The following is a 13,468-nucleotide window of genomic DNA, read 5'->3' on the forward strand; positions in this document are numbered from 1 at the left end:
TGCCCTGCGCCTCAGCCGCACAGATAGGTTCCGGTTCCTACCGCGACCAGCACGCCTTCCTCGTTGTGTAGTTCCGAGCGTACGACCGCCACCTTGTTGCCTGCGCGCAACGGCACCGCGCTGGCGCTGAAGCGTTTGCCGCGTCCGGGGCGCAGGTAATCGATGCGCAGGTCGATGGTGCCGAGCCGCGCCAGGCGCGTCGCACGTTCATGCTCGGTGAGATGCCGGTGCCGGTCGAACACGCCGAGCATCGCCGTGGCGCCGCCGGCAACATCCAGCAGCGAGGCAATGACGCCGCCATGCAGGATGCCGTGGACGAAGTTGCCGACCAGCTCGGGCTTCATCGACAGGTGCATGACCACGCGTGAGGTCGAGATTTCGTCCAGTTCGATGCCGAGGGCTTGATTGAAGGGGATTCGCTCGAACATCTCGCGAACCGCCTGAGCCTGTTCGGCAAGCAGCGTGTCTTCGTGCATGATCGGTTTCCTGCGTGGACGAGTGACAACGCTGCCTCACGGGCGCCAAGCTGAACAGAGCGACGGCGCGAGTGCCCGCGGGTTTGGCGAGTTTCACGCAAAAAAATCCCGGGTTGCCCCGGGACTTTCTGGCGATGGCTGTCAGTCCTCGCTGGCCAGTTCAAGCACGCGGTCGACCAGTTTGTAGATGCCGGCGGCGGCCTCGCTGATCGATTGGGCGAGCATGTAGGCCGGCGTGGTGACCAGATTGTGGCGCGGGTCTTCGACGATGTCGCCGACTTCGCATGCCTGGTGCTCGGCGCCCATCGTGACCACCGCGCGGGCGGCGTCGGCGTCATCACTGCCCAGGGTGCAGACCACGCCGGCACCGAAGATCTGTGCCGCCATAGTCGGAGCGATGCACATCAGGCCGACCGGCTTGCCGGCTTGGGCGAACGCCTGGGCCAGCGCCAGCACCTCCGGCAGTACCTTCGCGGCCGCGCCTTCGGTAGCAAAGGTCGACAGGTTCTTCGCCGCGCCGAAGCCGCCGGGCAAGATCAGGGCGTCGAAATCCTCGGCGCGGGCCTCGCGCAGGTCCTTGATCTGGCCACGCGCCAGGCGCGCCGATTCGGTGAGCACGTTGCGCGACTCGGGCATCTCTTCGCCGGTGAGGTGGTTGATCACATGCAGCTGCGGCACGTTCGGTGCGAAGCACTGCACCTTCGCGCCGCGCTGGTCGAGGCGCAGCAGGGTGATCACGCTTTCGTAGATTTCCGAGCCGTCGTAGACGCCACAGCCGGAAAGGATCACGGCGACTTTCTTGTTCATAGCGATACTCCTGGTCTAGACACGGCCGAGCGGGCCTGCGCATGCGCTGATGCTAAAACGCGAACGGATCGCAGGTAAGCCCTTCTGTCAGCTTTGATGCCGGCGCCGTCCTGGTGTTCAGTACGCTCTACGTTGCGCCTGCGCGGCGATTCGCGGCGGTGCAAAGCACTGGCAGTCGGCGCCGTGGCTGGCGACAATGGTCCGGATATCTTTTGGCCTGCCTGTCATCAAGCTGTCATCGGGTTGGCCTATAACCGTCATATTCGCCCGTTCTGCGGGCCAGGAGTTCGTCCGTGAGTCTCGTTCCGGCCAATCGCTTGTTTCCTGCCACTCGCCTGCGGCGCAATCGTCGCGACGATTTTTCCCGTCGCCTGGTACGCGAGAACGTGCTGACCGTGGACGACCTGATCCTGCCGGTGTTCGTCCTCGATGGCGAGAACCGTCGCGAGGCGGTGCCATCGATGCCCGGCGTCGAGCGGCTGTCCATCGACCTGCTGCTCGAGGAGGCCGAGGAGCTGGTGGCGCTGGGCATTCCGGCACTGGCGCTGTTCCCGGTGACGCCGCTGGAGAAGAAATCCCTGGATGCCGCCGAAGCCTGGAATCCGGACGGTATTGCCCAGCGTGCCACGCGCGCGCTGCGTGCGCGCTTCCCGGAGCTGGGCATCATCACCGACGTCGCCCTCGATCCGTTCACCACTCACGGCCAGGACGGCATCCTCGACGACAACGGCTACGTACAGAACGACGTCACCGTCGATGCGCTGGTCAAGCAGGCGCTCTCCCATGCCGAGGCCGGTGCTCAGGTGGTCGCGCCGTCTGACATGATGGATGGCCGCATCCAGGCGATCCGCGAGGCGCTGGAAGTGGCCGAGCACCACAACGTGCGCATCATGGCCTATTCGGCCAAGTACGCCAGTGCCTACTACGGCCCGTTCCGCGATGCGGTGGGCTCGGCGGCAAACCTCGGCAAGGGCAGCAAGAACACCTACCAGATGGACCCGGCCAACGGCGACGAGGCGTTGCACGAAGTGGGCGCGGATCTGGCCGAAGGCGCCGACATGGTGATGGTCAAACCGGGGCAGCCGTATCTGGACATCGTCTGGCGGGTCAAGGAGGCGTTCAAGGCGCCGACCTTCGTCTATCAGGTCAGTGGCGAATACGCCATGCACATGGCGGCGATCCAGAACGGCTGGCTGAGCGAGGCGGTCATTCTTGAGTCTTTGGTCGGCTTCAAGCGTGCCGGGGCCGATGGCATTCTCACCTACTTCGCCAAACAGGCCGCACAACAATTGAAACGGGGCCAGTAGGCCCGCGAGGCATTGCATGACCAATCAAGGACTCAGCGAAACGGAATTGCACACCGCCATCGAAGAGGTTCAGCCGCTGGCCGAGGCGGTGGCTGAGGTCCCCGTGGTCGAAGCACCGCTGCCATTGCCGGTGCCGGTCACGGTGCCGGTGCCGAACCTCGACGACAGCAGTCTGTATATCCATCGCGAGCTGTCGCAGCTGCAGTTCAACATCCGCGTGCTGGAACAGGCGCTGGACGAGTCCAATCCGCTGCTGGAGCGGCTGAAGTTCCTGCTGATTTTCTCCAGCAATCTGGATGAATTCTTCGAGATCCGCGTCGCCGGCCTGAAGAAGCAGGTGGCCTTTGCCCGCGAGCAGGCCGGTGCCGACGGCTTGCAGCCCCATCAGGCGTTGGCGCGCATCTCCGAGCTGGTGCACGTTCAGGTGGATCGGCAGTACGCGATTCTCAACGAGGTGCTGCTGCCGGCGCTGGCCGAGCACGGCATCCGCTTCATTCGCCGCCGTCACTGGACCACCAAGATCAAGACCTGGGTGCGTCGCTACTTCCGCGACGAGATCGCGCCGATCGTCACGCCGATCGGCCTCGATCCGACTCACCCGTTCCCGCTGCTGGTGAACAAGAGCCTGAACTTCATCGTCGAGCTCGAAGGCATCGATGCGTTCGGCCGCGATTCGGGCCTGGCGATCATCCCGGCGCCGCGTCTGCTGCCGCGGGTGATCCGCGTGCCGGAAGACGTCGGCGGTACGGGCGACAACTTCGTATTCCTCTCCTCGATGATTCACGCGCATGCTGACGACCTGTTCCACGGCATGCGCGTCAAGGGCTGCTACCAGTTCCGCCTGACCCGCAACGCCGATCTGTCCGTGGATACCGAGGACGTCGAGGATCTCGCCCGCGCGCTGCGCGGCGAGCTGATGTCTCGCCGCTACGGCGATGCGGTGCGGTTGGAGGTGGCCGACACCTGTCCGCAGCACCTGGCCGATTTCCTGCTCAAGCAGTTCAGCCTCGGCGAGAGCGAGTTGTACCGGGTCAATGGCCCGGTGAACCTGACCCGGCTGTTCAGCATCACCGGTCTGGATAGCCATCCGGAGCTGCAATATTTGCCGTTCACCCCGACGATCCCCAAGTTGCTGCAGAACAGCGGCAACATCTTCAACGTGGTGCGTAAGCAGGACATTCTGCTGATGCACCCGTTCGAGTCGTTCACGCCGGTGATCGATCTGTTGCGCGAAGCGGCCAAGGATCCGTCGGTGCTGGCCGTGAAACAGACGCTGTATCGCTCGGGCGCCAACTCCGAGATCGTCGACGCACTGGTCGAAGCGGCGCGCAACGGCAAGGAGGTCACCGCGGTGATCGAGCTGCGCGCGCGGTTCGATGAGGAGTCCAACCTGCAGCTCGCCAGCCGGCTGCAGCAGGCTGGCGCGGTGGTGATCTACGGCGTGGTGGGCTACAAGACCCACGCCAAGATGATGCTGATCCTGCGCCGCGAGAACGGCGAGCTGTGCCGCTACGCGCACCTTGGAACCGGCAACTACCACGCCGGCAACGCCCGTCTGTATACCGATTACAGCCTGCTGACCTCGGACGATGCGCTTTGCGAGGACGTCTCCAAACTGTTCAGTCAGCTGATCGGCATGGGCAAGACCATGCGCATGAAGAAACTGCTGCACGCACCGTTCACCCTGAAGAAGGCGCTGCTCGATCTCATCGCGCAGGAAACCCAGCACGCCAGCGAAGGCAAGCCGGCGCACATCATCCTCAAGGTCAACTCACTGACCGATCCGCGGATGATCAAGGCGCTGTACAAGGCCAGCCAGACCGGTGTGCGCATCGACCTGGTGGTGCGCGGCATGTGCTGCCTGCGGCCGGGTATCGCCGGGGTTTCGCACAACATTCAGGTGCGCTCGATCATCGGCCGATTCCTCGAGCACAGCCGGGTGTTCTATTTCCATAACGACGGCGACGAGAAGCTCTATCTCTCGAGTGCTGACTGGATGGAGCGCAACCTGGATCGGCGGGTGGAAACCTGCTTCCCGGTCGAAGGCAAGAAGCTGGTTACGCGTGTGAAGAAGGAGCTCGAAGCCTTCCTCACCGACAACACCCAGAGCTGGATTCTGCAGCCCGATGGCAGCTACGTGCGCAACAGCCCGAGCGGCAACCAGAATCCGCGCAATGCGCAGTACGCGTTGCTCGAGCGGCTGAGCAACCCTAACTCGCGCTAGTACGAGGGATGTGCGGCGCCAGCCGGGTTGCGCTGGCGCCGTGATCGCTCAGCGGACGCTGAGGGTGAAGCCGATGCGCTTGAGCCATTCGGCTTCGAGGGCGAAATCGGCCTCCGTGAGCGGGTTGTCCTGCAGCCAGCCATCGGCGAATACCACGTCCAGGCTGTCGCCATCGACACTCAAGCGGTAGGCCGGCGCCTGCTGCGCGCCGCGGATATGGTGGAAGAGGATGGCGAAGCGCAGCAGCACGCACAGGCGCGTCAGCTTGACGCCTTCCTCGGACAATTCCTCGAACTTCTGCTTGGGAATGTTGCGGCGGTGGCCGCGCACCAGCAGCGCAAGCATCTGCTGATCCTGGCGCGAGAAGCCGGGCAGGTCGGAGTGCTCGATCAGATAGGCGCCGTGCTTGTGGTAGTGATAGTGCGCGATATCCAGTCCGACCTCATGGATGCGCGCCGCCCAGCCCAGCAATTCGCGCAGCCACTCGTCGTCCAGCCCCCAGCTCTCGGCCACCTGATCGAAGGCCTCCAGTGCCTTGGCTTCCACGCGCGCGGCGTGTTCGGTGTCGACGTGATAGCGCTCCATGAGGAAGCTCAGAGTCCGATCGCGCACGTCCTCGCGATGGTGGCGGCCGAGCAGATCGTAGAGCACGCCCTCGCGCAGAGCGCCTTCGGAGTGGGTCATGCTGTCCAGTTCGAGCGCATCGAAGATCGCCTCGAGGATCGCCAGTCCGGCCGGGAATACACCACGTCGATCCGGCTTGATGCCGTCCATGTCGATGCGCTCGACATCGCCGAGCTTGAACAGCCGGCGCTTCAGCCAGCCGATGCCCTCGGCCGTGACCTCGCCATTGCTGTAGCCGCCGCCCTTGATCGCCTGGCCGACCGCGCGAATCGTGCCCGATGCGCCGATCGATTCCTGCCAGCCCAGCCGGCGCAGCGCATGTTCGATCCCCATCAGCTCCACGCGCGCGGCGGTATAGGCTTGCGCATAGCGCGCCGGGGTGATCTTGCCGTCGCGGAAGAAACGCTGGGTATAGCTGACGCAGCCCATCTGCAGGCTTTCGCGCAGCTGCGATTCGAAATGCTCGCCGATGATGAATTCCGTGCTGCCGCCGCCGATATCGGCGACCAGACGCCGGCCGGCGCGACCGGGGAAGGTATGCGAGACGCCGAGGTAGATCAGGCGCGCTTCCTCCCGACCGGAGACGACCTCGACCTGGTGGTTGACGATTTCCTCCGCGCGGCGAATGAACTCGGCGCGATTGCGTGCCTCGCGCAGCGCGTTCGTACCGACCACACGCACGGCGCCTTGCGGCAGGTGGTTGACCAGTTGCGCAAAGCGCCGCAGGCAGTCGAGGCCGCGCTGCATGGCGGCTTCGTCGAGCAGGCGGGTGGTCTCATCGATGCCCGCAGCCAGCTGCACCTTCTCGCCGAGACGTTCGAGGATGCGCATCTCGCCATTGTTGGTACGTGCCAGCACCATGTGGAAACTGTTCGAGCCCAGATCGAGGGCGGCGATCAGGGGATAGGATTCGGGAGCGGTCTTGCGCATGGGCTGGTCTCGATGCAGAACCTCGACATCGTGACACGATCGACATTCATCCGCCAACGTGAGGCGCTGACGCAGGCGCAGACACCGGGCGTGCCCGCCGGCCGCCTGCGGCTTTCGGTCAGCCGGAAGGCGGGCTATCATGTCGGCCACTTTCCGTTCAGACCCTGGAGACTATCCATGAGCGAATACATCAACAATGTCAGCGACAGCAGCTTCGAGCAGGACGTTCTCCAGGCGGACGGCCCCGTGCTGGTCGACTATTGGGCCGAGTGGTGCGGGCCGTGCAAGATGATTGCCCCGGTACTCGACGAGATCGCCAAGGATTACGAAGGCCGCCTCAAGGTCTGCAAGCTGAACATCGATGAAAACCAGGAGACTCCGCCCAAGTACGGCGTGCGTGGTATCCCGACGCTGATGCTGTTCAAGAACGGCAACGTCGAGGCCACCAAGGTCGGCGCCCTGTCGAAATCGCAGCTGGCGGCGTTCCTCGATAGCAATATCTGAGCCTTCTCGCTACACGCAAAGCCCTCGCATCCGCGGGGGCTTTTTGCATTCCAGGGTGGACGCTACGTTGATGCGGTGCTAAATTCGGCCACGCGATCATTCCTTCGGTCGCCCTCTGCATGCCGTCGCCGACGCACATCAGCCTCTCAAAGCACCACGAACCTGTTCGTCTCCTGCTGCGCGGCTTCTCAAGCTAATCGCTGTCTACATCCTTCCTGATCTCTTTCTATGAATCTGACCGAACTCAAGCAAAAGCCCATCACCGAACTGCTGGAAATGGCCGAACAGATGGGCATCGAAAACATGGCCCGTTCGCGCAAGCAGGACGTGATTTTCTCCCTGCTCAAGAAGCACGCCAAAGGCGGCGAGGAGATCTCCGGTGACGGCGTGCTGGAGATTCTCCAGGACGGTTTCGGTTTCCTGCGCTCTGCGGATTCGTCGTACTTGGCCGGCCCGGACGACATCTACGTCTCGCCGAGCCAGATCCGCCGCTTCAACCTGCGTACCGGCGACACCATCGTCGGCAAGATCCGTCCGCCGAAGGAGGGCGAGCGCTACTTCGCCCTGCTCAAGGTCGACTCGATCAACTACGACCGACCGGAAAACGCGAAGAACAAGATCCTCTTCGAGAACCTTACTCCGCTGTTCCCCAACGAACGGCTGAAGATGGAGGCTGGCAACGGCTCCACCGAGGACCTCACTGGTCGCGTCATCGATCTGACTGCACCAATTGGCAAAGGCCAGCGCGGCCTGATCGTCGCCCCGCCGAAAGCGGGCAAGACCATCATGCTGCAGAACATCGCCAGCAACATCACCCGCAACAACCCCGACTGCCATCTGATCGTCCTGCTGATCGACGAGCGCCCGGAAGAAGTGACCGAGATGCAGCGCACCGTGCGCGGCGAAGTGGTCGCCTCCACCTTCGACGAGCCGCCGACCCGTCACGTGCAGGTTGCCGAAATGGTCATCGAGAAGGCCAAGCGCTTGGTCGAGCACAAGAAGGACGTAGTCATCCTGCTCGACTCCATCACCCGTCTGGCGCGTGCCTACAACACCGTGATCCCGAGCTCCGGCAAGGTGCTGACTGGTGGTGTCGACGCCCACGCGCTGGAAAAGCCCAAGCGCTTCTTCGGCGCGGCGCGCAACATCGAGGAGGGCGGCAGCCTGACTATCCTCGCCACCGCGCTGGTGGAAACCGGCTCGAAGATGGACGAAGTGATTTACGAGGAATTCAAAGGCACCGGGAACCTGGAGCTGCAGCTGGATCGCCGTATCGCCGAGAAGCGCGTGTTCCCGGCGATTAACATCAACAAGTCTGGTACTCGTCGCGAAGAGCTGCTGACCAGCGAGGACGAGCTGCAGCGCATGTGGATCCTGCGCAAGCTGCTGCATCCGATGGACGAGATTGCTGCCATCGAGTTCCTGCTCGACAAGCTCAAGGACACTAAGACCAACGACGAATTCTTCATGTCCATGAAGCGCAAGTAAGCATCACGTCGTTGCCAACAAGGCCGGGGAAACCCGGCCTTCGTCTATCTGCAGGTTTTGGAAAACCCGACGCGAGCGCTAAACTTTGCGCCCCGACCTGCCGGCCCATGCGAGGCTCAAGCATGCAGTATCGCGATCTGCGCGACTTTATCAGCGGCCTGGAACAACGCGGTGAACTCAAGCGCGTCACGACGGCCGTGTCTCCCGTTCTGGAAATGACCGAGATCTGCGACCGTACCCTGCGCAAGCAGGGCCCGGCGCTGCTGTTCGAGAACCCGACGGGTTTCGACATGCCGGTACTCGGCAACCTGTTCGGCACCCCGCAGCGCGTTGCGCTGGGCATGGGCGCCGAGGCGGTGGGTGAGCTGCGCGAGATCGGCAAGCTGCTGGCCTACCTCAAGGAGCCGGAGCCGCCAAAAGGGCTCAAGGACGCCTGGAGCAAGCTGCCGATCTTCAAGAAGGTCATCAGCATGGCGCCCAAGGTGCTCAAAGATGCGCCCTGCCAGGAAGTGGTGCTCGAAGGCGACGACGTCGACCTGGCGAAGATTCCGGTGCAGCACTGCTGGCCGGGCGATGCCGCGCCGCTGATCACCTGGGGGCTGACCATCACCAAAGGCCCGAACAAGGAGCGGCAGAACCTCGGCATCTACCGCCAGCAGGTCATCGGCCGCAACAAGGTGATCATGCGTTGGCTCAGCCATCGTGGCGGCGCGCTGGATTACCGCGAATGGTGCGAGAAGTACCCCGGCCGTCCGTATCCGGTGGCGGTGGCGCTGGGCGCGGACCCGGCGACCATCCTCGGCGCGGTGACCCCGGTGCCCGACACCCTCTCCGAATATGCATTCGCCGGCCTGCTGCGCGGCTCGCGCACCGAGCTGGTCAAAGCCATCGGCTCGGACCTGCAGGTGCCGGCCTATGCCGAGATCGTGCTCGAAGGGCACATCTATCCGGGTGAAATGGCCGACGAAGGGCCGTACGGCGACCACACCGGCTATTACAACGAGGTGGATCGCTTCCCGGTGTTCACCGTTGAGCGCATCACCCATCGCCGCGATCCGATCTACCACAGCACCTACACCGGCCGTCCGCCGGATGAGCCGGCCGTCCTCGGCGTGGCGCTGAATGAAGTGTTCGTGCCGATTTTGCAGAAGCAGTTCCCGGAGATCGTCGACTTCTACCTGCCGCCCGAGGGTTGCTCCTACCGCATGGCGGTGGTGACCATGAAGAAGCAGTATCCCGGCCACGCCAAGCGGGTGATGCTCGGCGTGTGGAGCTTCCTGCGCCAGTTCATGTACACCAAGTTCGTGATTGTCACCGACGACGACATCAATGCGCGCGACTGGAACGACGTGATCTGGGCGATCACCACGCGCATGGACCCCAAGCGCGACACGGTGCTGATCGACAATACACCCATCGACTACCTGGACTTCGCCTCGCCGGTTTCCGGTCTGGGCTCGAAGATGGGCCTGGATGCCACTCATAAATGGCCGGGCGAAACCAGCCGCGAATGGGGGCGCGCCATTGTGCAGGACGAGGCGGTGAAACGACGGGTCGACGAACTCTGGTCGCAGCTGGGCATCGATTGAGATAACACAGAGGCGGGCTCGAGCCCGCCCGCGGCCTTGGCGGGGCGACCCGCTCATTGAAGAAACGACGTGCACATGAAAGTGACCTTGCAGCCATCCGGGGCCGTTCTCGACGTAGTCCCCGGCGAACGCATTCTCGACGCCGCGCGGCGCCTGGGCTACGAGTGCCCGCAGAGCTGTCGCAACGGCAACTGCCATATCTGCGCTTCGCTGCTGGTTGAGGGGCGCGTGCGTCAAAGCGGCGAAGAACGTGACCACGGCGAGTTGCTTGCCTGTCTGGCCGAGCCATTGGAAGACTGCGTGCTGCACTGGGACGGCGTGCTGGCCCCCGGCGAGCTGCCGGTGCGCGAGCTGAGCTGCCAGCTGAGCGGCTACGAGGAAGTGGGTGGCGATGTGGTGCGTCTGCTGCTGCGCCTGCCGGCCGGCAAGCAACCGCGTTACTACGCCGGGCAGTACCTGCTGCTGCAGCGCGCCGATGGCGAGTGGTCGGCGTTTTCCCTGGCCTCGGCTCCGGGGCGCGGGCGTGAGCTAGAGCTGCATGTACTGGCGCGCGAGGATTCGGCGATCGAGCTGCTGGCACATGTGCGCCGCCAGGGTTTCGCCCGCGTGCAACTGCCGTTCGGCGATACGCATCTGGCCGAGTTACCGGACGGCCCGCTGGTGCTGGTCGCCGCCGGTACCGGCATGGCGCAGATGCACAGCCTGATCGAATACTGCCGCGCCGCCGGCTTCGCACATCCGGTGCATCTGTACTGGGGCGTGCGGCGACCGGAAGACTTCTATCGTCTGCCGCACTGGGAAGAGTGGCAGGGCATGGCCAACCTGCACCTGCATCGAGTGGTCAGCGATGTCTGTGGCTGGGAGGGGCGCTGCGGGCTGCTGCACGAGGCGATTCGTGAGGATTTCAGCGACCTCGGCGAGCTGCACGTCTACGCCAGCGGCTCTCCTTCGATGGTCTATGGCACGCTGGACGCGCTGGTGGCGGCCGGTATGGATCCGCATCAGATGCGCGCCGATGTATTCGCCTACGCACCACGCGAGACCTGAACGGCGGCGCAGTAAAGCAAGCAGAAAAACGCCGGGTCGAGCCCGGCGTTTTTCGTTTCAGCGAACCTGGCGCTGTTGTAGCAGCAGGTTCCTGTAGCCGCTGGCGGCCAGAGTCTTCTGCGCCGCACCCAGTTGTTCACGGCTGCTGTACGGCCCGACTAGGACGCGATACCAGGGTTCGTCGCGCACCTTGACGTTCTCCACGCGCACATCCTGGCCGAGCAGGATGATTTGGGCGCGCACCTTCTCCGCCTCGGCCTGCTGGCGGAACGAGCCGGCCTGGAGGAAATACTGCGTCACCGGCGCCTTGGCCACGGTCGGTGGCGGCGGCGGAACCTGACCGCTGAGGGCGGCCAGGGCGCGCGCTTCGTCGAGCTTGGCCGCTTCGGCCGGTGTCACCGGTTTGCTCGGCGGCGGCTCCGGCTGCTTGGTTTCCGGCGGCAGGATCACTTCCGATTCCGGCAGCAGCGTGTAGAAGTCGTACTTGGGCTTGCTCGGCTGCTCGCTTGCCGCCGTGCTGCGCTTGGGCTGCTCCTTGATCGCGGCTTTGGGGGCTTCCTTGTTGCGCTTCACCTCGTCGCCGCCCGGCTCCAGGCTGGCCAGGAAGACGATGAAACCGCCGATCACCAGTCCACAGGCGAGCCAGATCCAGCCGGGGACGGCTTTCTTCGTCGGCGCCTGGTAGCGACTGGCGCCGCGCTTGGGGGCGGCCTTCTTGCGCGCAGCCACTTACATCCGCTCCAGCGGTTCCAGGCCGAGCAGCTCCAGGCCCTGCTTGAGGGTTTTTCCGGTCAGGGCCGCCAGACGCAGGCGGCTGTCTTTCTGCGCCGGCTCGTCGGCGCCGAGGATCGGGCAATGTTCGTAGAAGCTGGAGAACAGCCCGGCCAGGTCATAGAGGTAGCTGCACAGCTGGTGCGGTTCGCCTTTGGCGGCAACATTGTTCAGCACTTCGCCGAACTGCGCGAGGCGGGCGGCCAGCGCCAGCTCCTGCTCGGCTTCCAGTCGGATGCGGCCGGTGATTTCGTCGATGCCTTTGCCCAGCTTGCGGAACACGCTGGCCACGCGGGTGTAGGCATACAGCAGGTAAGGCGCGGTGTTGCCTTCGAAGCTGAGCATCAACTCGAAGTTGAAGCGGTAGTCGCTGGTGCGGTGCTTGGACAGATCGGCGTATTTCACCGCGCTGATACCCACGGCACGGGCGATCTGGCGCAGCTCGCTTTCATCGAGCTCCGGATTCTTCTCCTTCACCAGGCTATAGGCGCGTTGCTCGGCTTCATCCAGCAGATCGATCAGCTTCACGGTGCCGCCGTCGCGAGTCTTGAACGGCCGGCCATCGGCACCGTTCATGGTGCCGAAGCCCATGTGCTCCAGCTGCATGCCGTCATGCACGAAGCCAGCGCGCCGCGCCACTTCGAAGGCCATCTGAAAATGCAGCGCCTGGCGCTGGTCGACGAAATACAGCACGCGATCGGCGTGTAGCACCTGGCTGCGATAACGCATGGCGGCGAGGTCGGTGGTGGCGTAGAGGTAGCCACCACCGGCCTTCTGCACGATCACCGGCAGCGGGTTGCCCTCGGCATTCTTGAACTCGTCGAGGAACACGCACTGGGCGCCGTCGTCCTCGGTCAGCAGGCCTTTCGCGCGCAGGGCCTCGACGATGCCCGGCAGCTCGGCGTTATAGGCGCTCTCACCCTTGACGTCGGCCGGACTCAGGCTGACGCCGAGGCGGTCATAGACGGCTTGGCAGTGGCTCAGTGAGACGTCGTTGAAGCGCTGCCACAGACGCAGGCACTCGGCATCGCCGGCTTGCAGGCGAACCACCAGCTCGCGGGCGCGGTCGGCGAACTCGGCGGATTCGTCGAAGCGCTTCTTCGCCGCGCGGTAGAACTGCTCGAGATCGGCCAGCTCGCTTTCGGCGGCCGCCGGCTGCTCCTCCAGATAGGCCAGCAGCATGCCGAACTGGGTGCCCCAGTCACCGACGTGGTTCTGCCGGATCACGTCGTCGCCGAGGAAGGTCAGCACGCGCGCGACGGCGTCACCGATGATGGTCGAGCGCAGGTGGCCGACGTGCATTTCCTTGGCCAGGTTCGGCGACGACAGATCGATCACCACGCGCTGCGCTGCGCCGACTTTGCGCACCGCCAGCTGCGGATCGGCCAGGGCCGCCTCAAGGCGTTCGGCAAGGGCAGCGGTGTTCTGGAAGAAGTTGAGAAAGCCCGGGCCGGCGATCTCCACCTTGCTGACCTGAGCATCCTGCGGCAGCGCGGCGATCAGCTTCTCGGCCAGTTCACGCGGCTTCAGGCCGGCGGGCTTGGCCAGCATCATCGCGATGTTGCTGGCGAAGTCGCCGTGGCTCTTGTCCTTGGTGTTTTCCACCTGGATCGTCGGGCTCAGGCCAGCAGGCAGCACGCCGTCGGCGGTCAGGCGGTCGAGGGCTTGCTGGATCAGGTGGCGAATGCTGTCTTTCATGAT

General features: G+C 64.1%; 11 protein-coding genes. 6 read left to right on the forward strand and 5 right to left on the reverse strand.

From position 1 onward, the window contains the following. Positions 1 to 11 precede the first annotated feature (11 nt). Both U8L64_RS14985 and elbB read right to left on the reverse strand, forming a co-directional pair. The gene (locus tag U8L64_RS14985) at positions 12 to 476 is read right to left on the reverse strand and encodes a thioesterase family protein (protein ID WP_043297908.1); all 465 of its coding nucleotides are present in this window, start codon (positions 474 to 476) and stop codon (positions 12 to 14) included. Between the two features lie 141 nt (positions 477 to 617). Beyond that, positions 618 to 1,283: an isoprenoid biosynthesis glyoxalase ElbB gene (gene elbB / locus U8L64_RS14990; protein ID WP_043297909.1), complete on the reverse strand. Its 666-nt coding sequence runs from the start codon at positions 1,281 to 1,283 to the stop codon at positions 618 to 620. Positions 1,284 to 1,576: 293 nt separating this feature from the next. Between elbB and hemB the strand changes: the two genes are divergently transcribed. Together hemB and ppk1 are read left to right on the forward strand one after the other, a co-directional pair. Next, positions 1,577 to 2,590, forward strand: coding sequence for a porphobilinogen synthase (gene hemB / locus U8L64_RS14995; protein ID WP_333398156.1), 1,014 nt, complete (start codon positions 1,577 to 1,579; stop codon positions 2,588 to 2,590). Between the two features lie 16 nt (positions 2,591 to 2,606). Next, positions 2,607 to 4,814 (forward strand): polyphosphate kinase 1, encoded by a 2,208-nt coding sequence (gene ppk1 / locus U8L64_RS15000; protein ID WP_234303212.1) that lies wholly within the window; start codon positions 2,607 to 2,609, stop codon positions 4,812 to 4,814. Between the two features lie 48 nt (positions 4,815 to 4,862). Here the strand turns inward: ppk1 and ppx are convergent, their stop codons facing one another. Further along, complete coding sequence (ppx, locus tag U8L64_RS15005; RefSeq protein ID WP_043297911.1) at positions 4,863 to 6,368, reverse strand: exopolyphosphatase; 1,506 nt, start codon at positions 6,366 to 6,368, stop codon at positions 4,863 to 4,865. A 177-nt stretch (positions 6,369 to 6,545) separates the two neighbouring features. On the opposite strand from ppx, the gene trxA reads away from it, so the two are divergent. From trxA to U8L64_RS15025, 4 genes are all read left to right on the forward strand, one after another. Beyond that, the gene (gene trxA / locus U8L64_RS15010; RefSeq protein ID WP_003283463.1) at positions 6,546 to 6,872 is read left to right on the forward strand and encodes a thioredoxin TrxA; all 327 of its coding nucleotides are present in this window, start codon (positions 6,546 to 6,548) and stop codon (positions 6,870 to 6,872) included. Between the two features lie 228 nt (positions 6,873 to 7,100). Further along, the gene (gene rho, locus U8L64_RS15015) at positions 7,101 to 8,360 is read left to right on the forward strand and encodes a transcription termination factor Rho (RefSeq protein ID WP_008568325.1); all 1,260 of its coding nucleotides are present in this window, start codon (positions 7,101 to 7,103) and stop codon (positions 8,358 to 8,360) included. Positions 8,361 to 8,482: 122 nt separating this feature from the next. After that, the gene (gene ubiD / locus U8L64_RS15020) at positions 8,483 to 9,949 is read left to right on the forward strand and encodes a 4-hydroxy-3-polyprenylbenzoate decarboxylase (RefSeq protein WP_273526884.1); all 1,467 of its coding nucleotides are present in this window, start codon (positions 8,483 to 8,485) and stop codon (positions 9,947 to 9,949) included. A gap of 75 nt (positions 9,950 to 10,024) precedes the next feature. Next, complete coding sequence (locus U8L64_RS15025) at positions 10,025 to 10,996, forward strand: CDP-6-deoxy-delta-3,4-glucoseen reductase (RefSeq protein ID WP_043297914.1); 972 nt, start codon at positions 10,025 to 10,027, stop codon at positions 10,994 to 10,996. A 57-nt stretch (positions 10,997 to 11,053) separates the two neighbouring features. Here U8L64_RS15025 and U8L64_RS15030 read toward each other — a convergent pair whose 3' ends face one another. Both U8L64_RS15030 and argS read right to left on the reverse strand, forming a co-directional pair. After that, complete coding sequence (locus U8L64_RS15030; RefSeq protein WP_043297915.1) at positions 11,054 to 11,725, reverse strand: SPOR domain-containing protein; 672 nt, start codon at positions 11,723 to 11,725, stop codon at positions 11,054 to 11,056. Beyond that, the gene (gene argS / locus U8L64_RS15035; RefSeq protein ID WP_043297916.1) at positions 11,726 to 13,465 is read right to left on the reverse strand and encodes an arginine--tRNA ligase; all 1,740 of its coding nucleotides are present in this window, start codon (positions 13,463 to 13,465) and stop codon (positions 11,726 to 11,728) included. Positions 13,466 to 13,468 lie beyond the last annotated feature (3 nt).

Origin of the sequence: Pseudomonas sp. FIP_A4, from assembly GCF_036701605.1 — a bacterium.
Lineage (GTDB): Bacteria > Pseudomonadota > Gammaproteobacteria > Pseudomonadales > Pseudomonadaceae > Stutzerimonas > Stutzerimonas phenolilytica.